This is a genomic window from Allobosea sp. AK1, assembly GCF_006714945.1.
Classification (GTDB): domain Bacteria; phylum Pseudomonadota; class Alphaproteobacteria; order Rhizobiales; family Beijerinckiaceae; genus Allobosea; species Allobosea robiniae.
Genome location: NZ_VFMG01000001.1, coordinates 2096516 through 2121275, shown reverse-complemented (window position 1 = coordinate 2121275; position 24760 = coordinate 2096516). Strand labels below are relative to the sequence as shown.

The 24760-nt window shown below is 65.4% G+C and carries 21 protein-coding genes; 16 read left to right on the top strand and 5 right to left on the bottom strand.

Features of this window, described 5'->3' with window-relative positions; genetic code table 11:
• Nucleotides 1-153: 153 nt before the first annotated feature.
• Nucleotides 154-1560, bottom strand: a complete 1407-nt coding sequence (locus FHT98_RS10565) for an amidase (RefSeq protein WP_061966013.1) — start codon at nt 1558-1560, stop codon at nt 154-156.
• Nucleotides 1550-2581 carry a LacI family DNA-binding transcriptional regulator gene (locus tag FHT98_RS10560; RefSeq protein ID WP_061966015.1) on the bottom strand — a complete coding sequence of 344 codons (1032 nt, stop codon included), beginning with the start codon at nt 2579-2581 and terminating at the stop codon, nt 1550-1552. The genes FHT98_RS10565 and FHT98_RS10560 overlap by 11 nt, the downstream gene beginning before the upstream one ends.
• A 194-nt stretch (nt 2582-2775) precedes the next feature.
• On the opposite strand from FHT98_RS10560, the gene FHT98_RS10555 reads away from it, so the two are divergent.
• Genes FHT98_RS10555 through FHT98_RS10545 form a run of 3 tightly spaced genes read left to right on the top strand, consistent with a single transcriptional unit; the run spans nt 2776 to nt 6218 of the window.
• Nucleotides 2776-3717: an ABC transporter permease gene (locus tag FHT98_RS10555; protein WP_061966017.1), complete on the top strand. Its 942-nt coding sequence runs from the start codon at nt 2776-2778 to the stop codon at nt 3715-3717.
• A 13-nt stretch (nt 3718-3730) separates the two neighbouring features.
• Nucleotides 3731-4609 (top strand): ABC transporter permease, encoded by an 879-nt coding sequence (locus FHT98_RS10550; protein WP_082617265.1) that lies wholly within the window; start codon nt 3731-3733, stop codon nt 4607-4609.
• A gap of 49 nt (nt 4610-4658) precedes the next feature.
• Nucleotides 4659-6218 (top strand): ABC transporter substrate-binding protein, encoded by a 1560-nt coding sequence (locus FHT98_RS10545; RefSeq protein WP_185745126.1) that lies wholly within the window; start codon nt 4659-4661, stop codon nt 6216-6218.
• 176 nt (nt 6219-6394) lie between these two features.
• Here FHT98_RS10545 and FHT98_RS10540 read toward each other — a convergent pair whose 3' ends face one another.
• On the bottom strand, nt 6395-7288 hold the full coding sequence (locus FHT98_RS10540; RefSeq protein WP_061966019.1) for a LysR substrate-binding domain-containing protein: 894 nt from the start codon (nt 7286-7288) through the stop codon (nt 6395-6397).
• Between the two features lie 106 nt (nt 7289-7394).
• On the opposite strand from FHT98_RS10540, the gene psrA reads away from it, so the two are divergent.
• From psrA to phnY, 6 genes are all read left to right on the top strand, one after another.
• Nucleotides 7395-8483 (top strand): iron-containing alcohol dehydrogenase PsrA, encoded by a 1089-nt coding sequence (gene psrA, locus FHT98_RS10535; protein WP_061966021.1) that lies wholly within the window; start codon nt 7395-7397, stop codon nt 8481-8483.
• An 80-nt stretch (nt 8484-8563) separates the two neighbouring features.
• Nucleotides 8564-9439 (top strand): phosphonate ABC transporter substrate-binding protein, encoded by an 876-nt coding sequence (gene phnD / locus FHT98_RS10530; protein WP_061966023.1) that lies wholly within the window; start codon nt 8564-8566, stop codon nt 9437-9439.
• Nucleotides 9440-9469: 30 nt separating this feature from the next.
• Nucleotides 9470-10279 (top strand): phosphonate ABC transporter ATP-binding protein, encoded by an 810-nt coding sequence (phnC, locus tag FHT98_RS10525; protein WP_091861483.1) that lies wholly within the window; start codon nt 9470-9472, stop codon nt 10277-10279.
• Nucleotides 10280-10293: 14 nt separating this feature from the next.
• Nucleotides 10294-11097, top strand: coding sequence for a phosphonate ABC transporter, permease protein PhnE (gene phnE, locus FHT98_RS10520; protein ID WP_142113991.1), 804 nt, complete (start codon nt 10294-10296; stop codon nt 11095-11097).
• Between the two features lie 25 nt (nt 11098-11122).
• On the top strand, nt 11123-12376 hold the full coding sequence (gene phnA / locus FHT98_RS10515; RefSeq protein WP_142113990.1) for a phosphonoacetate hydrolase: 1254 nt from the start codon (nt 11123-11125) through the stop codon (nt 12374-12376).
• 1 nt (nt 12377) lies between these two features.
• Entirely contained in the window at nt 12378-13829 is a 1452-nt protein-coding gene (phnY, locus tag FHT98_RS10510) for a phosphonoacetaldehyde dehydrogenase (RefSeq protein ID WP_142113989.1), read from the top strand.
• Nucleotides 13830-13997: 168 nt separating this feature from the next.
• On the opposite strand, the gene FHT98_RS10505 is transcribed toward phnY, so the two are convergent.
• Nucleotides 13998-14849: a LysR family transcriptional regulator gene (locus FHT98_RS10505; protein ID WP_185745125.1), complete on the bottom strand. Its 852-nt coding sequence runs from the start codon at nt 14847-14849 to the stop codon at nt 13998-14000.
• A gap of 80 nt (nt 14850-14929) precedes the next feature.
• Between FHT98_RS10505 and phnA (FHT98_RS10500) the strand changes: the two genes are divergently transcribed.
• From phnA (FHT98_RS10500) to FHT98_RS10475, 6 genes are read left to right on the top strand one after another with little or no spacing between them, the layout of a single operon-like run.
• Nucleotides 14930-16243, top strand: a complete 1314-nt coding sequence (phnA, locus tag FHT98_RS10500; RefSeq protein ID WP_349236265.1) for a phosphonoacetate hydrolase — start codon at nt 14930-14932, stop codon at nt 16241-16243.
• The gene (locus FHT98_RS10495; RefSeq protein WP_142113987.1) at nt 16243-17547 is read left to right on the top strand and encodes an alkaline phosphatase family protein; all 1305 of its coding nucleotides are present in this window, start codon (nt 16243-16245) and stop codon (nt 17545-17547) included. The genes phnA (FHT98_RS10500) and FHT98_RS10495 overlap by 1 nt, the downstream gene beginning before the upstream one ends.
• Nucleotides 17548-17567: 20 nt before the next feature.
• The gene (locus tag FHT98_RS10490) at nt 17568-19118 is read left to right on the top strand and encodes an ABC transporter substrate-binding protein (RefSeq protein ID WP_185745124.1); all 1551 of its coding nucleotides are present in this window, start codon (nt 17568-17570) and stop codon (nt 19116-19118) included.
• A 23-nt stretch (nt 19119-19141) separates the two neighbouring features.
• Nucleotides 19142-20050 (top strand): ABC transporter permease, encoded by a 909-nt coding sequence (locus FHT98_RS10485; protein ID WP_200959623.1) that lies wholly within the window; start codon nt 19142-19144, stop codon nt 20048-20050.
• 12 nt (nt 20051-20062) lie between these two features.
• Nucleotides 20063-20971: an ABC transporter permease gene (locus FHT98_RS10480; protein WP_091862856.1), complete on the top strand. Its 909-nt coding sequence runs from the start codon at nt 20063-20065 to the stop codon at nt 20969-20971.
• Entirely contained in the window at nt 20968-22557 is a 1590-nt protein-coding gene (locus FHT98_RS10475) for a dipeptide ABC transporter ATP-binding protein (RefSeq protein ID WP_142113986.1), read from the top strand. The genes FHT98_RS10480 and FHT98_RS10475 overlap by 4 nt, the downstream gene beginning before the upstream one ends.
• Before the next feature lie 2 nt (nt 22558-22559).
• Here the strand turns inward: FHT98_RS10475 and FHT98_RS10470 are convergent, their stop codons facing one another.
• A complete protein-coding gene (locus FHT98_RS10470; RefSeq protein ID WP_142113985.1) occupies nt 22560-22862 on the bottom strand; it encodes a hypothetical protein in 303 nt (100 codons plus the stop codon).
• Between the two features lie 450 nt (nt 22863-23312).
• Between FHT98_RS10470 and FHT98_RS10465 the strand changes: the two genes are divergently transcribed.
• Entirely contained in the window at nt 23313-24725 is a 1413-nt protein-coding gene (locus FHT98_RS10465) for a M20 family metallopeptidase (RefSeq protein WP_142113984.1), read from the top strand.
• Nucleotides 24726-24760: the final 35 nt, after the last annotated feature.

Below are 24760 nucleotides of genomic sequence, written 5' to 3'. Positions count from 1 at the left end.
AAGGGTGGCAGGTGTGCCAGGCCCTTCGCTCTGAAGCGCCCAAGGGCGGCGGGCGCTTGCGCGCGTCATGGACCGGCTCAGCGCCGGCTGAGCCGACGCGGTCGCCAACCCTACGGCAGGAGCAAGAGCGAGCCGCCAGTTTCGCTCGCATGCCTACCGGGGATCGATAGGCCCAATCGGCAAGGCCAATTCACGCTCGATCCAAGCCGCCAACCGGAAGAGGTCAGCCTCCCGCCGGGCGTGCGACAGGATCTGGACGCCGACCGGCAGGCCTTCCCGCGAGAAACCGATGGGAATGGCGATGGCTGGCAAGCCTGTGAGCGACCAGATCGCGGTGATCGAGATCCAGTCGAGATAGTCCTGCATCGGCTGCCCCGCGACCGTCTCGGGGAATAATGTTTCGACGGAAAAGGGCATGACCTGGGTTGCCGGGCAGATCAGGAAATCGTGCTCGTCGAGGACATCCACAGTCCGACGGTACAGTTCGCTTCGGATCCGATTGGCGGAGACGATGGCATGGCCCGGCTGGTCGCGACCACGCAGGAGATCGGCGAGGACAGGTGCCGGAAACGCGTGGCGGTGCGTCTCGAAGAGAGGCTCGAACGTCGCGTAGAACCCCTCGCCGCGCAGCACGCGGAATGCGTCCATCGCCCCGGCAACATCCGGCGAGTTGTGAGCGACTGCGACGCCTGCCCGGTTCAGCATCTCAGCGAGCCGATCGAGGGCAGACCGGATCGGCTCTTCGATCGGCAGCATGCCAAGATCTGCCGAGACTGCGACCCGCGCGGGCTTGCGCGGCGTCAGTGCTGCTTCGAGGAACGGCGGTTCGCTGGTTGGCGCGGTCAGGATATCCCCGGAATCATAGCCGGTCATCGCATCGAAGAAGAGGGCGAGGTCCACAACGTCGCGCGCCATTGGCCCCTCCACGGCAATCGTGTCGAACGGATCGGCCAATCGCTTGCGCGGCACCCGGCCCGGCGTCGGCCGCAGGCCCGTCACATTGCAGAATGCTGCGGGAATGCGCAGGCTGCCGCCATAGTCGTTGCCGTGGGCGAGCCAGGCCTCGCCGGTCGCAAGCGCGACTGCTGCGCCGCCGGAGGAGCCGCCACAGGTCAGGCGCCTATCATAAGGGTTCCGTGTCGCGCCATGGACGCTATTGGTGGTCTGTGCACCGCCGAGTTCGGACAGGTTCGACTTGCCGAGCGTGATCGCACCGTTTGCTTCCATCAGCGCCACGGTCCGGTCGGACTCGGTCGATATGCGATCACGGAAGATCGAGGTCCCTCCGGTATTGCGGACTCCTTCGACGTCGCTGTTATCCTTGACGACGATGGGAAGCCCGCCGAGGAGGCTTGAGCGCCCGGCTCGACGCGCGACATCGGCTGCGCGAGCCTGCTCCCGCGCCCGGTCCAGGCAGAGCGTCGGCACGGCATTCATCTGCGGCTCGACAACGGCAAGGCGCGCCGCGGCCGCCTCGACCAGCTCGACGGAACTGATCTCCCCGGCCGCGAGGAGATCGCGGGCGGCAAGTGCGCTGAGCTTCGTCAATTCAGTCGACATGGGCAGGCTTTCCGGAGGCAGGTGCACCGCATGAGCGGCGAATGACGAGGCGTGGCGCCATCACCGTGGTCGTGCCCGGGCCATTCAGCGTGCCGGCAAGCCGCCGGATCAGGAGCTCGAGCGCGGCTTCGCCCATGGCGCGGACGGGCTGGGCAATGGCGCTGAGCCGGGGCGAGACCGCATCGGCCCAGGGAAGGTCATCGATGCCGATGACGGAAACATCCTGCGGCGAGGAAAGACCGCGGTCCGCCAGCGCCTTTATGACCCCGATCGTCATCAGGTTATTGGTGGCGAAGACGGCGCTCGGCGGCTCCGCCAGCGCCATGAGCTCGGCCATTGCCTGCTCGGCAGGCTGCTTGCGGAACCCTGCATCGCGGACGAGAGCCGGATCGAAGGAAAGGCCTGCCGCCAACAAGGCTTCGCGATAGCCGGCGAGGCGCTCCGCAGCCGTGCGGAACACTTCAGGCCCGTTGACGAGGCCGATCCGCCTGTGGCCGCAGGCGATCAGATGCTGCGTCGCCTCGAAGCCCGCGCACCGGTTGTCGAGGACGACCGCGTCGTAGCCTAGCCCTTCCATCGCCCGGTCGACGAGCACGACCGGGACCTCGAGCTGCGCCAGCAGCGAGGCTCTGTTCATCGAGACGGCTCCGGTCGGCGCCAGGATGAGCCCGTCGATCCGTTGCGTGCGAAGCATGCGCAGATGCGCCTCCTCGCGCTCGCTGCGCTCGTTCGAATTGCACAGCAGCACCAGATAGCCGCAGGCAGCGGCGGCATCCTCCACCGCCTCGAACAGATCGGAGAAGAACGGATTGGTGATGTCGCCGACGACGAGACCAATCAGCCCGCTCGATCGCTTGCGCAGCGAGCGCGCGCCTGCATGGGGCGTGTAGCTCAGCTTCTCCATGGCGGCACGTACCCGCGCCGAGAGCTCGGGGCTGACGCGATCTGCACTATTGAGCACGTTCGATACGGTAGCCACCGACACATCGGCGAGCCGCGCCACATCCCGAATCGTCGCCATTCAGTCCCCAATGAAACGGTTCAAACCTGCTTTCAGATTTGCGGATCGAAATGCATTCCGCAAGCGCAAAACCTCAATTCAACGCCTCTTGCGGGGAAGCTTGCTCTGTGAGAGCTTGATTGAAACGTTACAAAAATCATGAGGAGCCGGGTCGTGGGGGAGCGATTGTCCGTAACAGAAGGCTCGGCGGGGCCATGATGTCCTATGTCCTGCGCCGGATCGCCGCGACCGTTCCTGTCCTCGCCTTCGTCGGCCTCTTCGTCTTCTTCCTGCTGCGGTTGACGCCGGGCGATCCGGCGATCCTCATCGCCGGCGATCAGGCCACGACCCAGCAGATCGCTTCGATCAGAGCCCAGCTCGGCCTCGACAAGCCGCTGACAGAACAGCTCCTCGCCTGGGCGACCCAGCTTGCGCAGGGCAATCTCGGCCGCTCCGTCTTCTCCGACATGGCAGTTACACGGCTGATCGGGATGCGGATCGAGCCGACGGCAATGCTGACGCTCGTTGCGATCCTGATGGCACTAGCGATCGCGCTTCCGCTCGGGATCCTGAGCGCGCTCAAGGCCGGCAGCCGGACGGACCGGGCGGTCATGGCCTTCGCGATGGTCGGCTTCTCCTCGCCGGTCTTCGTCGTCGCTTTCCTGCTGGTCTATGTCTTCGCGCTGTCGCTCGGCTGGTTCCCGACGCAGGGCTATGTGCCGCTGTCGCAAGGGCTGCTGCCCTGCCTGAACAGCCTTGTCCTGCCGGGGCTGGCGCTCGCCATGCTCTATGCGGCGCTACTCGCTCGCGTCATGCGCGCGAGCCTGCTCGAGGTGCTGTCGGAGGACTATGTTCGTACCGCCCATGCCAAGGGCATGAAGCCCCGCCGCGTCGTGCTGCGCCATGCCTTGAAGAACGCCGCGATCCCGGTCGTGACCGTCGTCGGCGTGGGCATCGCCGCCTTGCTCGGCGGCGTGGTGGTGACCGAGACCGTGTTCAACATCCCGGGCCTGGGAAGATTGACGACAGATGCGATCCTGCGGCGGGACTATCCCGTGGTGCAGGGTCTCATCCTCGTCTTCTCGCTGGTCTACGTTACCGTCAACCTGCTGGTCGATCTAAGCTACGTGCTTTTCGATCCGCGCATCCGCTATTGAGGGCGCCGTGACGATGACCGTGACCGGCACCGTCGTGCGGAAGGCACCTGGCCACTTTCAGAACCTCGGCGGCTTCCTGCGCACCAACCCCACGATCCTGATCGGCCTCGCGGTTCTGGCGGCCTTCACCTGCGTCGCGCTGATCGCGCCTTATATCCTGCCTGACCCTGTACGGGTGAATCCGATCCAGCGTTTGCGACTGCCCGGCGCCGATCATTGGTTCGGCACCGACCAACTCGGGCGCTCCACCCTGTCGCGCACGCTGAACGGCACCCGGATATCCTTGACGATCGGCGCGTTCGTCACAGTGCTGACGGTGACCCTGGGCCTCTTGATCGGGCTTGTCGCAGGCTTCGTCCGATGGCTGGACGGGATCTTGATGCGGATCATGGACGGCCTCATGGCCATCCCCGGCATCCTCCTGGCCATCGCGCTGATGTCGCTGTTCGGATCCAGCGTCCAGAACGTGGTGATCGCGATCAGCATCGCCGAAATCCCGCGGATGGCCCGCGTCATCCGCTCCTCCGTGCTGGTGTTGCGCGAGCAGACCTATGTCGAGGCCGCGATCACCAACGGCACGGGCCTGCCGCGCATGCTGTTGCGGCATATCCTGCCCAATGCGGCTGCGCCCGTGATCGTGCAGGCGACCTATGTCTTCGCCTCGGCGATGATCGTGGAGTCGGTCCTGTCCTTCCTTGGCGCCGGCACGCCGCCGACGATCCCGAGCTGGGGCAACATGCTGGCCGAGGCCCGCCCCTTCATGCAGCGCGCGCCCTGGATGATCGCCTTTCCGGGGGTGGCTCTGGCGCTGCTCGTGCTGACGGTCAACGTGCTCGGCGACGCCCTGCGCGACGCCATCGATCCTCGCCTCGCCCGCAAACTCAGGGTTTGAGGCCGGCCATAAGAACAAGAAACCGGGACAATCCATTGGGAGGAAAGCGATGAAAAGCCTGACGAGACGAATGGCGTTGGCCGGCAGCCTCGCCCTGTCACTGGCGGCACTGCCTGCTGCCGCGCAGACCGTATTGAAAGTGCGCCCTTTCGGTGATCTGCGCACGCTCGATCCGATGACGACCTCGGACTACATGGTCCGCAACCACGCCTACATGGTCTACGACACGCTCTTCGCACAGGACGCCAAGGGCCTGATCAAGCCGCAGATGGTGGAGAACTTCACGACCTCCCCCGACGGCCTGACCTGGACCTTCGTTCTCCGCGACGGATTGAAATTCCATGACAACACATCGGTCACGAGCACCGACGTCGTCGCCTCGCTGAAACGCTGGGGAGAGCGCGACGGTCTCGGCCAGCAGCTCATGGCGCATACCGCCTCGCTGACGGCGACCGATCCCAAGACGGTCACGCTCGTGCTCAAGGATCGCTGGGGCCTCGTGCTCGACGCACTCGGCAAACCAAGCTCGATGCTGCCGGTGATCATGCCGGCGCGCATCGCCGCCACGCCCTCGAACCAGAACATTACCGACGCGACCGGCTCCGGCCCCTTCATGCTGGTCAAGGAGCAGTGGTCCCCGGGTTCGAAGATCGTCTACGCCAAGGCGCCGACCTATCAGCCGCGAAAGGAAGCGCCGGACGGGCTCTCCGGCGGCAAGGTGGCAAATGTCGACCGCGTCGAATGGCAGATCATGCCCGATGCCCAGACCGCTTTGAACGCGCTGCAGGCGGGTGAAATCGACATCTTCGAGGAGATGCCGCCGGACATGATCCCGCTCGTGAAGGGTAACGCGAAGATCACGGTCTCGAAGCTCGCAGCGCTGCAGGGCGTCTTCCGGATGAACCAGTCGCAGCCGCCCTTCAACAACCCCAAGCTGCGCCAGGCGATCCTGCGTCTCGTCGACCAGGAGCTGGCGGTCCGCGCCTATGTCGACGACAAGGCGCTCTACACCGTTTGCTCGTCCTTCTACATGTGCGACTCGCCCTATTTCACCGATGCGGCCTGGCCAAAGCCGGATGTGGCGGCAGCCAAGAAGCTGATCGCTGAAAGCGGCTACAAGGGCGAGAAGATCGTCGTGCTCGATGCCACGGAGACCGCGCTCAGCCCGCAAACCCTCGTCGTCTCGCAGCTGATGCGTGATGCTGGTCTCAACGTCGACTATCAGGCGATGGATTGGGGCACGCTGTCGAGCCGGCGCACCAGCAAGAATCCGGTCGACCAGGGCGGCTGGTCAACCTTCGCTTCCGGCCCCGCCGCGCCCGACATGACCGAGCCCGTAGGCCATCTGGCCCTGCGCTCCAACTGCGAGAATTCGTGGTTCGGCTGGCCCTGCGACGAGGCCATCGAGAAGCTGCGCGCCGAGTTCACGATGGCGCCTGATCTCGACACCCGCAAGACGATCGCCCGCAAGATCCAGGAGCGCGCCGTCGAGACGGTGCCCTATGTTCCCGTCGGCCAATTCTGGCTCGTGCGCGGTCAGCAGGCCAGCCTCCAGGGCCTGCTCTCCCCTGGCGTCCCGGTCTACTGGAACGTCTCGAAGAACCATTGACGCTGACATCGACACCGCGCTTCCCCGGAGCCAACACCTGACCCTCAAGCGTGCGGCGCAGGAATTGGCATAAGGGAAGCGCGGTGCGTCGCGAACGGGTTCCGCTCAGATTCTGCTTCTGTAGCCGCTTCCGAAGAGAACTCTCTCTTGCGGAGAAGGCCCGGGAAGCCAAGCCACTACGATCTGCCGGCTCGGTCGTCGAAAGCATCGCGTGTCCCGTGAACAACATCGAGAAACGCCTTGATGATCCGGCTCGACTCGCGCTGCTTCAGCACGACGACATGGGCATAGGTGTAAACCTCGGCCCCCTCGATCCGGACCAGCTTGAGATTCTCGTCCGGCACGAATTCGGCATCGGAGACATAGCTGATGCCGAGGCCATGGATCACCGCCTCGCGAATGGCCTCGCGGCTGCCGATCTCCATCACCAGGCGCGGCTTCGTTCCGGTCCTGGCCAGCGCATTCTCGAAAGCGCGCCGCGTGGTTGAGCCCTGCTCGCGCACGATCATCGGCTCGCCTTCCAGCTCCGCCAGCCGGATGCTGTCGCGTGCGGCGAAGCGGTGGTCGCGTCGCACGAACACGGCGACCGGATGACGCCTGTAAGGGATGGTCAGCAACCGGTCATCCTCGTCGATATAGGCGAGCACGGCGACGTCGCACCGGTAGCTGGCGAGATCGTCGAGGACTTCGGCGGAGTTTCCGAGCTTCACGGCGAGCTCGATCTCCGGATAGGCCTGGTTGAAGGCGGCCAGCATTTCCGTGACGTGGAACGGCCCCACGGCGCTGATCGACAAGCGGCCGGTACGCAATTCCCGCGTTTCCGACAGGAAGGCGAGCACCTCGGCTTCCTCGGCGAAGAGACGGGTGGTGATGGCGAGAAGCTGGCGCCCGGTGTCGCTGAGCTCGCGTCGTCGGCCGCGCTTGACGAAGAGCTCGACGCCGAACTCTTCCTCCAGCGCCCCGACCTGCGCCGTCAGGGTCGGCTGGCTGATGTTGAAGGCATCGGCGGCGGCGTTGAAGCCGCCAGAGCCCGCCACGAGATGGAACGATCTGATCTGGGTATAACGCATAGCAAAAATCTATCTAATCACATCAAAAAATCAATTTGTTATAATATGCAGCTTCAGTGAGCATCCTCGCAACAGGCCGGCAAGGCGCATTGCGAGGATGAACCGCATGAACTGGGCGTATTGGAATCCCGTCAGGATCCGCTTCGGGGCCGGCCTGCTCGACGAGGTCGCGGGATTGATCGGCAACCGCCGCTGGGCGCTCGTCACCTATGACCAGCCGATCTTCCGCGAACTCTCCGCCCGGCTGACGGCGGTCGCCGGGGCACCGGTCGTGTCGATCACCAATATCGAGACCAATCCGGACTGCGCCGATCTCGCCTTGTCCTGCCGCCAGTTCGGCGCGGCCGAGCCGGCCGAAGTCATCGTCGCGCTCGGCGGCGGCTCGATGATCGATGCCGCCAAGGTGCTGGCGGCCAGCGGCGGCGATTTCGAGAATGTGCGGCGCCATCTCGTCGAGAAGAAGCCGCTGGATGAGGCCGCGATCATCCCGATCATCGCGGTGCCGACCACGGCCGGCACCGGCAGCGAAGTCACCTCCTGGGCCACGGTCTGGGACGCCGCCAATGGCAGCAAATACTCGCTCGCCCACCCCCGGCTCTATCCGGAAACTTCGGTGCTCGACCCCGCGCTGACGGTCGGCGCGCCGCGCGGCCTCACGCTGGCGACCGGGCTCGATGCCCTGTCCCATGCGCTGGAAAGCATCTGGAACGTCAACGGCAATCCGGTCTCGGCGAACTATGCGGTCGAGGCCGCCAAAGAGATCATCGACACCTTGCCCCGCCTGCTGGAGCGCCTTGACGACGTCGAGCTCCGCGCCCGGCAGATGCGCGCGAGCCTGCTCGCCGGCATGGCCTTCTCCAACACCAAGACCGCGCTCGCCCATAACATCTCCTACGACATCACGCTGAAGAGCGGCACGATCCACGGCATCGCCTGCTCCTTCTCGCTGCCGATCGTGATGCGCTGGGCGATGGGCGCGCAGCCGCAATGCGATGCGGCGCTGCGGCGCGTCTTCGGCCCGGACCTCGAAGCAGGAGCGGAACGCCTCGGCGCCTTCCTGCGCAATCTCGGCGTCTCGACCGACCCCACCGCCTACGGCGTCTCGGGCGTCGAGTGGAACCGCCTCGTCGGCAAGGCGCTCGAAGGCGAACGCGGCCGCAACTTCATTGGAAGGCAGGCGGCCATGGCCGCCTGAGATCAAGCAACGGGCAACGACGCCCGCAACGGTTCCGCCGGCAGATTACAACGATCGCCGGATCATCTTGGGAGGATGACATGACCATCACGCGTCGGACGATTCTGAAGAACTCACTGGCTGCGGGAACGGTGCTGGCGATGCCGGCGCTGGTCCAGGCCCAGCCGAAACAGATCCGCGTCGGGCTGATCCCGTCCGAGGATTCGCGGGCGATGCTGGAATCGAGCCAGCAGCTCCTCGATGCGCTGGAGAAGAATCTCGGCATCAAGGTCCAGGGCTTCGTCGCCTCGGATTATAACGGCGTGATCGAGGCGATGCGCTCGAGCCATGTCGATGTCGCCTATCTCGGCCCGTTCTCCTATGTGCTCGGCACGACGGTGGCGCCGATCGAGGCCTTCGCGACGGCGGAGACCGCCAAGTCGAGCCGCAGCTTCTATCGCAGCCAGATCATCGCGCGGAAGGATAGCGGCATCCGCGATTGGAAGGACCTGAAAGGGCGCACCTTCGCTTTCGTCGACCCGTCTTCGACCTCGGGCCACCTCTTCCCTAAGGCCGGGCTGATAAAGCTCGGCTTCGACCCGGAGAAGGATTTCGGTCGCGTCCTGTTCACCGGCTCGCATGACGCCAACGCGCTCGCGGTCGCCAACAAGCGCGTCGACGCCGCGACGATCGCCGATCGCATCTTCGATGCCGCCGTGCAGAAGAAACTGGTCGACCGGGCCGACATCCACGTCGTCTGGGAGTCGGATCCGATCCCGGAATCGCCGACCTGCTGGCGCAAGAACCTGCCCGACGACCTGAAGAAGCAGATCAAGTCGGCCTTCCTGAACATCCGGGACATCACCTGGGCCGACCAGGGCAAGCTCAACCGCTTCGTCGAGACCAACGACCAGGCCTACGACATCATCCGCGAGACGGCGAAGGTGCTGAATCTCGATCTGACCAAGATGAAGTAGTCGCGACACGCGACCGGCGGAGGAAGCGACATGATCACGATCGAAGGCCTGAAGAAATCCTATGCCGGTCGCCCTGTCCTGCAGGGCATCGACCTCAGCGTCAAAGCCGGCGAGTTCCTCGTGGTGCTCGGCCCCAGCGGCGCCGGCAAGTCGACGCTGCTGCGCTGCATCAACGGGCTGGCCCAGCCCGATGCCGGGCGGACCGTCATCGATGGCACCGTGTTCGACACGAAACGTGCGGCCGCCGGAAAGCGGCCGGTCGCGATGATCTTCCAGCACCACAACCTGGTGAAGCGCCTCTCGGTGCTGAAGAACGTGCTCGTCGGCCGGATGGCCGGCCTGTCCTCGTTCCTGAGCATGCTGCAGCTCTTCCCGCGGCAGGACGTCGCCATCGCCATGGATTGCCTGGCGCGGGTCGAACTCGCCCACAAGGCGAATTCGCGCGGCGACCAGCTCTCAGGCGGCGAGCAGCAACGCGTCGGTATTGCCCGCGCGCTGGCGCAGCAGCCGGCGGTGATCCTCTGCGACGAGCCGGTGGCGAGCCTCGATCCCAAGACCTCGCGCGTGGTACTCGGCTACCTCAAGGCGATCTGCAAGGCGGAGGGGATCGCGGTGATCTGCAACCTCCATCAGGTCGATTACGCCGTCGAATTCGGCGAGCGCATCGTCGGCCTGAGCGGCGGCCGGGTGATCTTCGACGATACCCCCGATCACCTGACCTCCGAGGTCGTCCACCAGATCTATCCAGGCCTCGAGGACCCCGGCATCAGCCGCGTTCTCAAGCCCCGGCCAGTGAGCCAGCCCGCGCTGGCGCCGCTGATCGCCCCTGCAATCGCCTGACGGGAGGCAACCCCATGTCCTTCGGAACGCTGCAACTCGTCATCCGTCCGCCGCAGAACCGCTTCGGCTGGTGGGGCGTCGGCACGATCGCGCTCGCCATCCTCGTCTTCTTGTGGTGGGCCGCGCTCGGCGCCCAGATCAACGCCGGCAATCTCTGGAACGGCATCCCCTATATGTGGGATTTCCTCGTCCGGATGGTGCCGCCCAACCCGGAATTCCTCGAACGTCTGTGGAAGCCCGCGCTGGAGAGCTTGCAGGTAGCGGTCTGGGGCACCCTGCTCGGCGTCGTCATCTCCCTGCCGATCTGCTTCTTCGCGGCGCGCAATCTCAGCCCGAGCCCGGCCGTCTTCCATGCGACGCGGCAATTGCTCAACTGCATGCGCGGCATCAACGAGATCATCCTGGCGCTGATCTTCGTCGCCGCGATCGGTCTCGGCCCCTTCGCCGGCGTGCTGGCGCTCGCCATCCACGGCGCCGGCATGCTCGGCAAATTCTTCGCCGAGGCGATGGAGGATATCGACGAAGGGCCGCTGGAGGCCTTCCGTTCGGCCGGCGTCGGTCCGTTCAAGACCTTCTTCTTCGGCGTGCTGCCGCAGGTCCTGCCGACCTGGCTCGGGACGATCTTCTACCGGCTGGAGACCAATGTCCGGCAGTCGACGGTGCTCGGCATGGTCGGCGCAGGCGGCATCGGCTTCGAGCTGGTCTCATCGATGAAGCTCTTCAAGTACCAGGACACCGCCACCTGCATCCTCGTCATCCTCGCGATGGTCTTGGTGGCCGACCTCGTCTCGTCCCGCGTCAGGGCGCTGATCCGCTGAGCGGCGCCGGCGCAAGGAGTTGGTCATGAACGCACATTCCAAGATCGGCTCGGATGTTGTTGCGAACGGTCGCAACTATGCCCGCCCGCAGCGCCCGACGGTGGTGATCTGCATGGACGGCTCGGAGCCGGCCTATATCGAGGCGGCCAGCGCCAAAGGCCTGACGCCGAACCTCGACCGGATCATGAAGACCGGCGCCAGCACGCACGCCTATTCGGTGATCCCGAGCTTCACCAACCCGAACAACCTCTCGATCATCACCGGCCGCCCGCCGGCCGTGCACGGCATCGCCGGCAACTTCTTCTATGACCGCGAGGCCAAGGAAGAGGTGATGATGAACGACGCCCGCTTCCTGCGCGCGCCGACCATCCTGGCCGAGTTCCAGAAGGCCGGCTTCAAGGTCGCGATGGTCACCGCCAAGGACAAGTTGCGCACTTTGCTCGGCAAGGGGCTCGACTTCGCCTCCGGCAGCGCCATCGCTTTCTCCTCGGAGAAGGCCGACAAGGCCAATAGGCCTGAGAACGGCATTGCGGACGTGCTCGATTTCGTCGGCATGCCCGTGCCGTCGGTCTATTCGGCCGATCTGTCGGAATTCGTCTTCGCCGCCGGCGTCAAGCTGCTGGAGACCTTCAAGCCCGACCTGATGTATCTCTCGACCACCGACTATGTGCAGCACAAGGCGGCGCCCGGTTCGGAGATGGCGGACTCGTTCTACGCCATGTTCGACGGTTACGTCGGCAAGCTCGACGCGCTCGGCTGCACGCTGGTCATCACCGCAGATCACGGCATGAACGACAAGCACCTCGCCAATGGCGAGCCGGATGTCGTCTATCTCCAGAGCCTGATGGATGAATGGTACGGCAAGGGCACGATGCGCGTGATCCTGCCGATCACCGACCCTTACGTGGTCCATCACGGCGCGCTCGGCTCCTTCGCCACGGTCTATCTGCCCGATGGCGTGAGCCAGGAAGAGGTTGCGGCCCGCATCTCCGGTTTGGACGGCATCGCGCTGGCGGTGACCTCGGCGGAAGCCTGCGAGCGCTTCGAATTGCCGGCCGACCGGATCGGCGATGTCGTGGTCGTCTCGACCCGCCAGAAGGTGATCGGCACCTCGCCGGACAGGCATGATCTCTCCGGCCTGACCGAGCCTTTGCGCTCGCATGGCGGCATCACCGAGCAGCGCGTGCCGATGATCGCCAACCGGCCGATCACGGTGCCGATGGGTCGCACGCTTCGCAATTTCGACGTCTTCGACGTCGCCCTGAACCTGGTGAACTGAGATGAACGCTGCGGTGAAGCCGCCGGTGCGGCGCGAGGCGATGCGCATCGCCGGCAAGCTGGTCACGACCGACGACATGGTCGAGGTCAGGAACCCCTATGATGACAGCATCGTCGGCCTGATCCCGGCCGCCCGGCCCGAGCATGTCCGCGAGGCCTTCGCCAAGGCGAAGGCGTTCAAGCCGACGCTCTCGCGCTACGAGCGCCAGCAGATCCTGCAGAAGACGGCCGAGCTGCTGCGGGACCGCAAGGAACTCTTCGCCAAGCTGATCACGGCGGAAGCCGGCCTGTGCTGGAAGGACTCGCTCTATGAGGCCAGCCGCGCCTATGACGTCTGGTCCTTCGCGGCGCAGCTCACCATCAAGGACGATGGCGAGATGTTCTCCTGCGACATCTCGCCGAACGGCAAGGCGCGCAAGATCTTCACGACGCGCCAGCCGCTGCTCGGCGTGATCTCGGCGATCACCCCGTTCAACCACCCGCTCAACATGGTCAGCCACAAGCTGGCCCCGGCGATCGCGACCAACAACCGCCTCGTGCTGAAGCCGACCGAGCTGACGCCATTGACCGCGCTGGCGCTCGCCGACGTGCTCTACGAGGCCGGCCTGCCGCCGGAGATGCTCTCGGTCGTCACCGGCAATCCCTCGACCATGGGCGATGCGATGATCACCGACCCGGACGCGGATCTGGTGACCTTCACCGGCTCGGTCCGCGTCGGCAAGCACATCGCCGCGACCGCCGGCTACAAGCGCATCGTGCTGGAACTGGGCGGCAACGACCCGCTGATCGTCATGGAGGATGCCGATCTCGACAAGGCGGCCGAGCTCGCCGTCACCGGCGCGACCAAGAACTCGGGCCAGCGCTGCACGGCGGTGAAGCGCATCCTGGTGGTCGAGAGCGTCGCCGACGCCTTCTCCAGGCTCGTCGTCGAGAAGGCGAAGAAGCTGAAATGTGGTGATCCGATGGACCCCGCCACCGATGTCGGCTGCGTCATCAATGCCCGCTCGGCCGCGCTCTTCCAGGCTCGCGTCGACGATGCCGTGAGCAAGGGCGCCGAGGTGCTCTACGGCAAGCGGGCGGAAGGGGCGCTGTTCCACCCGACCGTGGTCGACAAGATCCCTTACACCTGCGAGCTGGTGCATGAGGAGACCTTCGGCCCGGTGATCCCGATCATCCGCGTGCCCGACGACATCGCCGAGGTGATCCGGATCTCGAACTCCACCGCCTATGGTCTCTCTTCCGGCATCTGCACGAACCGCTACGATTACATCCAGCGTTTCGTCGCTGACCTCGAGGTCGGCACGGTCAATCTCTGGGAGGTGCCGGGCTACCGGATCGAGATGTCCCCCTTCGGCGGCATCAAGGATTCCGGCCTCGGTTACAAGGAGGGCGTCGTCGAGGCCATGAAATCCTTCACAAACGTCAAGACGTGGTCGATGCCCTGGACCGCGTAAGCAGTCCTCGCGATCTTCTCGCAGCGCGATAACGTCGACGCGGGTGCCATCATTCGCCGATACCGTGACCATGACCGGACGCGTTGCTCACGCGGACGGCTCGTGGAGCGCCCTCGTCTCAGGCTTGAGTGCCGTTCCGCAACGACTGCAAGGTGCTTGCGCGTGGCTCTAGCCGAAATCGGCGAACAGGAAAGTCAGCAAGCGATCTGCCGTTTTGCGCCGGCAAACCTGGGGGTCGAACACCGCCGTGAGGAGAGACCCGTCTGATTTGAGATGTGGGAACGGCAGCTCCAGGCGCTTCTGCCGGATCAGGTCGGCCAGCACGCCAGGCGGCCCGATCACGCACCCCTGATCCGCGACGGCAGCCTCGACGGCAATATAGAAATGCGGCGTCGAGCGCGTCGCAACTGGCGCGTCGATGCCGGCTACAGCCAGCCAACCCTCAAGCTCGCCGGCCCGCGTCCGGGCGACCAAAAAAGTCTCCTGGGCAATCGCCGCAACGCCCTCTTGCCGGAGGCGTTGCGCGCGTTCCGGCGTGGCCAGCACCGTCAGGCGCTCGATTCCGATCGGCCGCCGTTCCAACCCGCCGGTATCGTCGGCCTGCCGTACGATTGCGATGTCGAAAGGCAGGCGCCGCCATTCGTCGGTCGTGTGCATCTGGCTGACCCGGACCGGGCGTCCGCCCATTTTCGCTTCCGCGTCGACGAGCCGGGGCAGGATCCAGTGCATCGACAGGGTGGCGTTGGCGGCGATGGTGATGACCCGCGTGTCCGACACCCGGGTCGCCGACATCCACGCCTCCTCGATATGCCGCAATGCGGTACCGACCGCCTGGGCCAGCTCGGTTGCCAAGGGGGTCGGCTTCAGCCGGTGGCCGCTTTCGAACAGCGGCGCCTCGATCTCATGCTGCAGCTGAACGAGCTGCTTGCTCACCGCGCCTGGTGTCACACGAAGGTCATCGGCGGCCGCCACGACGTTGCCGGTGCGAACGACGGCTTCCAGAACGGACAACGCGCGCAAGGACGGGAGGTGCATATCGATGTGAATTTGAGAAAACCTCACATTGGCATGACCATAATTCGCTTTCGTAAATCCGTAAAGTGAAGAAGTCTCAAGAACTGCCCGAGTTGTCCAAAAGTAAAATGGTGCGGTGCACAATGTCTATCGAAGTGAATGGGCGTGTTTACGCTTGCCCTGCGCGCCCGAGCGTCGTGATCTGTTATGACGGTTGTGATCCGGCCTATGTGGCAGATGCGGTCATCCGCGGTGTCTCGCCGCGTTTGAAACAGATGCTGGCGGACGGGTTCTACGCCAATGCCCTGTCGGCGATGCCGAGTTTCACCAACCCCAACAATGTCTCGATCATTTGCGGCGCGCCGCCGAGGGTTCACGGCATCTCGGGCAATTACTGGTATGACCGCGCCACGAAAACCGAAGTGATGATGACCGACGCAGGGCCGCTGAGCGCCCCAACGGTGCTGGCCAGCCTGTCCCAGGCCGGCGTCAAGGTGGCGGCGGTGACCGCAAAGGACAAATTGCGCAAGGCGCTGGCAGTGGGTTTGGCCGGTCCCGGCGCGAGCGGCATCGCCTTCTCGGCCGAGAAGGCCAGGAGCTGCACCGTGGAGGAGCACGGTATCGACAGCGCCGAGGCGCAAGGCGATGCGCCCGTGCCCGACCAATACTCGCCGGAGCTTTCGCTGTTTGTGCTCGACGCCGGCGTGCGCCTGCTCAAGGCCGCCCGCGCCGAGCTGCTTTATCTCTCGCTGTCGGATTTCGTGCAGCACGCTTACGCGCCGGGCGCACCGCAATCCGATGCATTCATGAAGGCGGTCGACGACCGCATCGGGGCCCTCCTCGATCTCGGCGCCGTTGTCGGCGTCGTGGCCGACCATGGCATGACCGACCTGTCGCTTGCCGACGGAACGCCAAACATCCTCTATCTCGGCGACGTGCTCGATGCCCGCTTCGGTCCGGGCTGCCTCAAAGTGATCTGTCCGATCACCGATCCTTTCGTGCGCCATCACGGGGCCCTTGGCGGCTTCGTGCGCGTCCATGTCGTCGGCGAAGCCGACCATGCCGAGGTTCGCGATTTCATCGCCGGGCTGCCGGGCATCCAGCACGCCCTGATCCGCGAGGACGCCTGCCGCATGTTCGAGCTGCCGATGGAGCGGGAGGGCGATGTCACGGTGGTGGCCAGCAAGGGCGTCGCGCTCGGGACCAGCAAGGGCGCCCACAAGCTCGAAGAGCTCGCCGGCGCCAGATTGCGCTCGCATGGCAGCCTCGCCGAGCGCGACGTGCCCTTTGCGGTCTCCAGTCCGCTGAACGCCGAGTACCGGCAGAAGGCACGGAGCGGCCAACTCTACAATTACGATATCTTCGACTATGTCCTCAACGGCACGCAGGAGGCTCGGTGATGGCCGCCGGTTCGCAGATCAACAGCGGCCGTCGCGCGGTCGCGCTGATCCTCGATGGTCTGCGGCGCGATTTCGTGACGCCGGAGCATACGCCGAACCTCGTCGCCCTGAAGGCGCGGGCCACCTGGTGCGACAGCCACCGTTCGGTGTTCCCGTCGGTGACGCGCGTCGTCTCCTCGTCCTTCGCCACCGGATACCGGCCCTCGGGACATGGCCTGGCCGGCAATACTGTTGCGTTGCTGAACGGCGACGATCTCGAGCTCTATGATGTCGGCAAGCCCGAATTCCTTGGCCACAAGGAGCGCCTGACAGGGCATGTCCTGCGTCAGCCGACCCTGACCGAGCGGCTCGCCGAGACCGGCGGCGCTGTGATTTTCAACAATGTCTCGCCGGGTGCCGCCTACATGCACGACCCGCGCGGCCACGGCCATGTCTATCATCGCGCCGGCTCTTATGGCCCTGGCCGCAAACCGATCGAAGGGAGCGACGCGCTGAGCGTCGCCGGTGACATCGGCGGAGACAGGGCGGTGCTCGACCGCTTCATCGCCGAGGTCGTGAACACGCGGAAGCCTGCCTTCGCGCTGGCCTGGCTCGGCCACCCCGACACGACCCAGCATGAGGTCGCGCTCGGCTCGCCGCGTCATCTGGAAGCCCTCAGGATCGTCGACGGCCATGCCAAGCTCTTGATCGAAGCGGTCGATGCGGCGCGCGCTGCAGGCGAGGACATCCTCCTGCTGATCGGCTCCGACCATGGTCACCAGACTGTCACGGGGATCGTCGATATAGCCGGCGAACTTGTCGCCGCCGGGCTGAAGGATTCAGCCCAGTCCGGCGACGTCGTCGTCGCTCCCAACGGTACCGCCGCCTTGATCTATGTCGACCGCCGCAATGCCGACCGCATCCCCGCGCTTGGCCGTTTCCTCGCCGAGCAAGGCTGGGCGGGACGCGTGATGGGACCGGATGCCTTCGCCGCCGCCGGCATTCCCGAAGGCGGTGGCCTGGCGTTCGCTGTGGCGCTGAAGGCCGATGACGAAGGCGTCAATGAGTTCGGCGTTCCCGGCCTCAGCCTTGCGGCCAAGCCCGTCGAGGGCAAGGCCGACCGGCTCGGCTGCGGCCAGCATGGCGGTCTCGGCCGTTACGAGCAATCGCCCTTTCTGATCCTCGACGGCCCGGGTTTCGCAAGGGGCCACGAGATCTCGGCCGAGACCTCGGCGATCGATATCGCGCCCAGCATTCTGACCTTTCTCGACCAGCCGGCAGACGGGCTCGACGGACGGGCCCTGCAGAATCGGCAATTCGCCTGAACCCCTCAAAGGAGGCTCGCATGACAGACCGCATAACCGATCTCGCGATCAGCCGCCGCGCCCTGCTGGCGGGTACGGCCGCCATGACGGCCGGCGTCCTCGGCGTTCCCGGCCTGCCGCAGGCTCAGGCCGCCCGCAAAGGCGTGCTGAAATACGCCACGCTCGGCCTCGACACCGCCGATCCGCACCGCCACACCGGTTCGATCGCGGTGCAGCAGGCCTATGTCGAGACGCTGACCTCGATCGCGTCGGACGGCGCCGTCGAGCCGTTCCTGGCCGAGAGTTTTCAGGTCTCGCCGGATGGCAAGACCTACACCTTCAAGCTCCGCCAGAACGTCAAGTTCCACAATGGCGATACGCTGAAGAGCGCCGATGTCGCGGCCAATCTCGAGCGGGTGAAGAACAAGGTGAAGGGCGGCTGGCTCGTCACCGCGATCAAGCTCGTCAGCAAGCTCGAGACGCCCGACGACAACACGCTCGTGGTCACGCTCGACGCGCCCTATTCGCCCTTCCTCAACCTGCTCTCCGAATTGTGGATCCTGTCGCCGAAATCGGAAGGCTGGGACGAGACGATCAAGACGCCGATCGGCACCGGCCCCTTCACGTTCGGCACCTGGCAACCCAAGGTGAAGCTCGTCGCGCCTGCCTTCCCCGGCTACTGGAAGAGCGGCTTGCCGAAGGTCGAGCGGGTCGAGTTCGACCTGCGCGACGGTGTCGACAAGAGCCTCGCGCTGCGGGCCGGCGACCTGCACATCATCCAGCTCGACCGCGAGCCGGCCGAAACGCTGAAGAAGGTGGGCGCCGCCGACATTCTCGGTCTCAAGGACACCAGCTGGTTTTCGATCGCCTTCAACAACCGCAAGCCGCGCAAGCCGTTCGACGACATCCGCGTGCGCCAGGCGCTGGCACTCGCCGTCGACAAGCCGGCTTTCATGAACTTCATGGGCGGCGAGCAGGGCATCGTCACCAACCAGATCGTGGCCCCGGGCAATGCCTATTTCGACAAGGCCTGGCACGATGCCGATCCGTTTCGGAAGCCCGATCTCGACAAGGCCAAAAAGCTGCTGGCCGATGCCGGCGTGAAGCCGGCCGACCACACGATCGAGTTCGTGTCCTGGCAGGAATCATATGCACAGGTCGTGGTGCAGATGGTCCGGAAGCTCGGCTTCAAGGTCAACCATGTCGCGCTCGATGATGTCGGCGCGCAGAAGCGGCTTGGCCAATACGACTGGGACATGAATGTGATGTCGTCGGGGCCGCGCGCCGACATCTTCCTGCGCTATGTCCGGCTGATGAGCGACGGCCCCAACCCGACGCTGTGGGGTGGCATCCAGGATCCCGAGCTCGACAGGATGATCAATGCCGGCGTGCAGGAGCCGGACCAGGCCAAGCGCAAGGCGAACTATCTGACCGCGTCCAAGCACATCGACGACAAGGCCTATTTCTATGTCATCGGCCATTCGCCGAGCCTGATCGCGGTTAAAAAGGGCGTCAAAGGCTACGAGTCCGGCTTCACCTGGGCGTGTCACTGGGCGAGCGGCGGCGTCGCCCACACGACGATCGACAGCTGAGCGCGGATGGAAGGATTCGCGCCATGTCCGCTCCACCCATCGCCATGAGCGCGCCGCGCAGTGCTGGCCGGCGCTGGCCTGTCGGCGTGCTGCTTGCGACTGTTGCCGTGGCCATCGTCGCGCTGGCCGGCCTCGTGGCGCCGTGGCTGACAGCCAATTCGCCGCTGGACCAGGATCTGCTCGCGATCAACAAGGGGCCGAGCGCGGATTACTGGCTCGGGACCGACCATCTCGGCCGCGATATCTGGGCGCGCCTGCTCTATGGCGCACGCTTCACCTTCGGTATCTCGATCGCCGGCACGGCCATCGCCTTTGCGATCGGCGCCGGTCTCGGTCTCTTCGCGCTGGCGCTCGGGCGCTGGAGCGAAGCGATCCTCTACGCCGGCATCGACCTGATCCGCGCGCTGCCGGGAACGTTGCTGGCGCTGCTGCTGATCGTCGGCCTCGGCAGCGGCACCGGCCCCCTGATCGTGGCGCTCGGCATCTCGTTCGCCCCGCTCGTGGCCTATGTCGCGCGCGCCGCGTTCCATCGCGAGGCGGTGCGGGACTACGTGCATGCCGCCACCAGTTTCAGCGGCGGGCGCATCCACGTCCTGGTGCGGCACATCCTGCCCAACATCGTCGGAGCGCTGGTCACCCAGGCCGCGATCATTTTGCCGCGCTGCATCGTGACGGAATCGGTCTTGAGCTTTCTCGGAGTCGGCTCCTCGCCCGATGCTCCGACCTGGGGGCGGATGATCGCCGATTCCAGCCGCTTCATCGAGCGCGCGCCGCACGCCATCGTCATACCGGTCCTGGCGCTGGTGGTTCTGACGCTCAGCCTCTCGGTGCTTGGCAACGATCTGCGACGCTGGCTCGACCCGGTCCGCGAGAACGCCGGGGAGGCGGCCGAGCCGGCGGAGATCGACCCGCAACTCGCAATGCCGCGCTGAGGAGGCACAAGCATGGATCGTCTCGCTTCCGTCCTCTTCGCCGTGCTGCGCGGGCTCGTCCAGGCCGCCTGCATCGTCGCACTGACCTTCTTCCTCTGCCGCGTGATGCCCGGCGACGTCGTCGACGTGCTCGGTCTCGAGGGCGGGCTGACCGCCGACCAGCAGGTCGAGATGCGCCGCGCGCTCGGCCTCGACCAGCCGCTGCTGTCACAGTTCGTGACCTGGGTCTCGCACGCGCTGCAGGGCGATTTTGGTCGGTCGCTGCGCTTCGATCAGCCTGTTTCGGACATGCTGGCGAACGCGCTGCCGGTGACGCTGAGATTCGCCTTCCTCAGCTTTGCCTTCGGGGTCGGGCTGGCGCTGCTGCTGGCGATCGCTGCCACGGCTTTCCGCTCGCGCTGGCTCGACGGGCTGATCGACGGCATCAACATCTGGTCGATCGCGGTGCCGACCTTCTGCGCCGGTTTCGCCGCGATCCTGATCTTTTCGATCTGGCTCGGCTGGCTGCCGGTGATCGGCGGCCTGCTGATGCCGGTGATCATCATCGGGCTCGACAACGCCGGGCAGATCGTCAAGTCGCTGCGCGAGGAGTTGAAGGAGGCGGTCATGCTGCCCCATGTCCGCACGGCGCGCGCCAAGGGGCTCTCGCCCTGGCGCATCGCCATCGCCCATGTCCTGCCGGCGGCCGCGCCGATCATGCTGGCGCTGTCGGGTCTCGCGCTTGGCGGGCTCGTCGCGGGGTCGCTGACCATGGAGGTGCTGTTTGCGCTGCCCGGCATCGGCAGCCTGACGCTGAACGCCATTCACGGCCGCGACTATCCGATCATCCTCGCTGCCGTAACCGTCATCGCAGTGGCTCTGGTGCTGATCAACACTGTGATCGACATCCTCCACCGCCTGATCGATCCGAGGCTTGCATGATCGGCAAACTGCTCGAAATCCGCGACCTCGACGTCATCATCCACGGCCGAAAACTGGTCGACTCGATCTCCTTTGCGCTGGCGCCGGGCGAGACTGTGGCGCTGATCGGCGAATCCGGCTCCGGAAAATCGATGACGGCCTCAGCGATCATGGGTCTGCTGCCGCCCGGGATCACGCTGGCAGCGCGCTCTGCGATCGTATTCGACGGCAAGCTCCTCGATCCGGCGGACGAGGCCGCGATGCGGCCGTTGCGCGGTCGCGACATCTCGGTCGTCTTTCAGGACCCGATGAGCTGCCTCAATCCCTTCATGACGGCAGGCGCGCAAATCGACGAGGCATTGCGTCGGCTCGGGCACGGCGACGGCACCAAGCGCCGCGTGCGGATCCTCGAATTGCTTCAGCTCGTCGAGATGTCGGATCCGGCCACGATCGCCAGCCGCTATCCGCATGAATTGTCCGGCGGCCAGCAGCAGCGCGTGATGACGGCGATGGCGCTTGCTGCCGAACCGAAACTGCTGATCGCCGACGAGCCGACCAGCGCACTCGACGCCACCGTGCAGGCGGAGATCCTGGCCCTGCTCAGGCGCCTGCAGGACCGGCTCGGCAACGCGATGCTGTTCATCACCCATGATCTCGCCGCGGCAAGCCAACTCGCCGACCAGATCGTGGTCATGCACAAGGGGCGCTGCGTCGAGCAGGGTCCCACGGCCGAGGTGCTGCGCTCACCGAAGGACCCGTATACGCGGATGCTGGTCTCCACGCGCACCATGCTCGCCGAATTGCCTGTAGCCGCGCCGCGTTCGAGCGCCGAACCCCTGCTCGCGATCAGCGGCCTCCAATACGAATATCCGGCCAAGCGTCTGTTCTCGAAGCCGTTCCGGGCGGTGGACGATATTTCGATCGCGATCGCGCCGGGCGAAACGCTCGGCATTCTCGGAGAATCCGGTTCGGGCAAGTCAACCCTGGCCAAGCTGATCATCGGGCTGGCCCGGCCGGGCGGCGGCGACATCGCCTTGTTCGGTGAATCGCTGGCGGCGCGGAACTTCCGCCTGACACCTGCCATGCGCAAGCGCTGCCAGATCATCTTCCAGAATCCGTATGGTGCGCTCAACCCGCGGCTCACCATCGAGAAGGCGATGCGCGAGCCGCTCGAACTGCTCGGCCTCAGCGGTCCCGACGATCGTGCCAAGCTCGGCAGCGCACTCGCCGATGTGAACCTGACGCCCGACTATCTCGGACGCTATCCGCACCAGCTTTCGGGCGGGCAGCGCCAGCGCGTCTGCATCGCCCGCGCGCTTCTTTCCGAGCCGAGCCTTTTGATCTGCGACGAGATCGTTTCCGCGCTCGACGCGACCGTGCAGATGCAGGTGTTGCGCACACTCAAGGCGCTACAGCAGAAACGCGGCTTCGCCATGTTGTTCATCGGCCACGACATCGAGATCGTGCGCTGGGTCTCCGACCGGATTGCAGTGATGCATCGCGGCAAGGTCGTCGAGCAGGGCGAGGCCGGAGCGCTCGTCACGCACCCGATCGAGGCTTATACGCGCAAGCTGGTCGCCGCGATGCCTCGCCCTATCGCCCAGTAAGTCTAAAGGTAAATCGGGTTCGACCAGGCGATTTTGCCTGCTTCGTCGATGACGACGAGGCGGCACCAGTCGCCCTCGAATTTACGGCAGGGCAGGCGCGCAGAGGTCGTGCCGAGCCCCGAGATCTTCTCGTTCTTGGAAGCACGCCCGACCAACAAGATCTGGAAGGCCGGCGAGCACGCGATCTCGATGAAATCCCCGTCGACGGTGACGTTCTCGATGAGCGGGCCCTGGCTGGAATAGTGGCGGCCCTGCTTCAGCGCATCGACCAGCGCCTGCGGCTCGTTGGCCTCAGCCTTGACCATGACCCAGCCGCCGAAGGCATCCCGGTTACGATCGACCTCGACGGCCCAATGGGCATCGTCGCAGGCAAGTGCATCGATGCGCCGGCCCGTGCTGACTGATCCGACGAGCGATTATGCCCGCAAGCTTATCGATTCCGTCCCCGACATCGCTGGCCACCTCCAATTCCGCAGCAGCGCAGGCGAGGCTGCTTGGCCGAGTTCGGCAATTCAAGCAGAGAAGGTCAGCATCTCGTACGGCCGCTGCTTCGAAGACCGCACCAGCCCATCACCTCCTTCGCGAACGGCACGCCCTTGCCCGCAACAATCGCCGATTCTTTGGCGTAAAATTCAGCCGTTCTGTCGCCGGCCCTGTAGTAGCCTCGCCTGGTTGGGGCCGCTGACCGCCGAACCGTTGCGATGATGGCGGCCTTCAGTGGCCCATGTGGGCGCCATGCATCGCGGGAGAAGGCAGTGCAGAATACCGACAAGATTTGGACGATCGTCGATGCAAAGCAGGCTGATTACATCGAACTGAGCGATCGCGTCTTCGAAATGCCCGAGCTCAACTATCGCGAGGTCAAGTCGGCCGCGGCCCATGCCGAGCAGCTTCGGCGCGAGGGGTTTCGCGTGGAGACGGGCATCGCCGGATTGCCGACCGCGGTCATGGGCGAGGCGGGGGAAGACGGCCCGGTGATCGCCATCCTCGGCGAATACGATGCGTTGCCGGAGCTGTCGCAGACGCCGGGCGTGTCCGAGCATCAGCCGCTGCCGAACCAGCCGGCCGGCCATGGCTGCGGCCATAACCTGCTCGGCGCCGGCGCCATGCTGGCGGCTGCCGCGGTCAAGGATTTCCTCGCGGAACGCGGGCTCAAGGGCCGCGTCCGCTATTATGGCTGCCCGGCCGAGGAAGGCGGCGCCGGCAAGGCGTTCATGGTCAAGGAGGGCGCCTTCAAGGATGTCGACATCGCGATTTCCTGGCATCCGGCGGATTTCGCGGCGGTGACGGCGGCGATCTCGCTCGCCAACACGACGATCGATTTCGAGTTCACCGGCCGCGCCTCGCATGCCGCCGCCGCGCCGCATCTCGGCCGGTCGGCGCTCGATGCGGCCGAGTTGATGAATGTCGGCGTCAACTACATGCGCGAGCACATGCCGAGCGATGCGCGTATCCATTACGCCTATCTGGACGCCGGCGGCATCGCGCCGAACGTCGTGCAGGCCAAGGCCAGGCTGCGCTATGTCGTGCGCGCGACGATGGTCTCACAGGTCCACGAGCTCCTCGCCCGCGTCCGGAAGATCGCCGATGGCGCCGCGTTGATGACGGAGACCACCGTCACCAGCGAAGTCGTCAGCGCGATGAGCAGCCTGCTGGCGAACACGCCGCTGGAAGACGCCATGCAGCGCAATTTCGACCGGCTCGGCCCGCCGCCCTTCGATGCGGAGGACGTCGCCTTCGCCAGGCGCATGCAGAAGACGGTGACGCCCGCGCATATCGAAAGCGCCTTCCGCCGTTCGGGATTGCCGGCGACGGATTTCCCGCTGTGCAACGCGATCGCGCCCAAGGAAGCACCGGGACCGCGGATGATGGGCTCGACCGATGTCGGCGACGTCTCATGGGCCGTTCCGACGGTCCAGGCACGGGGTGCGACCTATACGATCGGCACGCCCGGCCATTCCTGGCAATTGACGGCGCATGGGCAGTCGCCGCTGGCCCACAAGGGCATGGTTCACGTCGCCAAGATCATGGCGGGCGTCGCTGCGGACGTGCTCGTCGAGCCGGGCTTGCTGGAACAGGCCAAGGCCGATTTTGCGGAGCGCCTGACCCGAACGCCCTACAAGCCGCTCCTGCCCGATAATGCCAAGCCGCCCTTCCACATGTTCTGAAGCGGCTTGTCGATCACCGTGATGCAAGGACGCCC

Bases quoted from the DNA above. Each gene is read 5' to 3' on its own strand.
- phnY (WP_142113989.1), top strand. From the start codon at position 12,378: ATGAACGCTGCGGTGAAGCCGCCGGTGCGGCGCGAGGCGATGCGCATC.
- FHT98_RS10545 (WP_185745126.1), top strand. From the start codon at position 4,659: ATGAAAAGCCTGACGAGACGAATGGCGTTGGCCGGCAGCCTCGCCCTG.
- phnA (WP_142113990.1), top strand. From the start codon at position 11,123: ATGAACGCACATTCCAAGATCGGCTCGGATGTTGTTGCGAACGGTCGC.
- phnE (WP_142113991.1), top strand. From the start codon at position 10,294: ATGTCCTTCGGAACGCTGCAACTCGTCATCCGTCCGCCGCAGAACCGC.
- phnD (WP_061966023.1), top strand. From the start codon at position 8,564: ATGACCATCACGCGTCGGACGATTCTGAAGAACTCACTGGCTGCGGGA.
- FHT98_RS10550 (WP_082617265.1), top strand. From the start codon at position 3,731: ATGACCGTGACCGGCACCGTCGTGCGGAAGGCACCTGGCCACTTTCAG.
- phnC (WP_091861483.1), top strand. From the start codon at position 9,470: ATGATCACGATCGAAGGCCTGAAGAAATCCTATGCCGGTCGCCCTGTC.
- FHT98_RS10540 (WP_061966019.1), bottom strand. From the start codon at position 7,288: ATGCGTTATACCCAGATCAGATCGTTCCATCTCGTGGCGGGCTCTGGC.
- FHT98_RS10470 (WP_142113985.1), bottom strand. From the start codon at position 22,862: ATGGTCAAGGCTGAGGCCAACGAGCCGCAGGCGCTGGTCGATGCGCTG.
- FHT98_RS10495 (WP_142113987.1), top strand. From the start codon at position 16,243: ATGGCCGCCGGTTCGCAGATCAACAGCGGCCGTCGCGCGGTCGCGCTG.
- FHT98_RS10480 (WP_091862856.1), top strand. From the start codon at position 20,063: ATGGATCGTCTCGCTTCCGTCCTCTTCGCCGTGCTGCGCGGGCTCGTC.
- FHT98_RS10555 (WP_061966017.1), top strand. From the start codon at position 2,776: ATGATGTCCTATGTCCTGCGCCGGATCGCCGCGACCGTTCCTGTCCTC.
- psrA (WP_061966021.1), top strand. From the start codon at position 7,395: ATGAACTGGGCGTATTGGAATCCCGTCAGGATCCGCTTCGGGGCCGGC.
- FHT98_RS10475 (WP_142113986.1), top strand. From the start codon at position 20,968: ATGATCGGCAAACTGCTCGAAATCCGCGACCTCGACGTCATCATCCAC.
- FHT98_RS10560 (WP_061966015.1), bottom strand. From the start codon at position 2,581: ATGGCGACGATTCGGGATGTGGCGCGGCTCGCCGATGTGTCGGTGGCT.
- FHT98_RS10490 (WP_185745124.1), top strand. From the start codon at position 17,568: ATGACAGACCGCATAACCGATCTCGCGATCAGCCGCCGCGCCCTGCTG.
- FHT98_RS10565 (WP_061966013.1), bottom strand. From the start codon at position 1,560: ATGTCGACTGAATTGACGAAGCTCAGCGCACTTGCCGCCCGCGATCTC.
- FHT98_RS10485 (WP_200959623.1), top strand. From the start codon at position 19,142: ATGTCCGCTCCACCCATCGCCATGAGCGCGCCGCGCAGTGCTGGCCGG.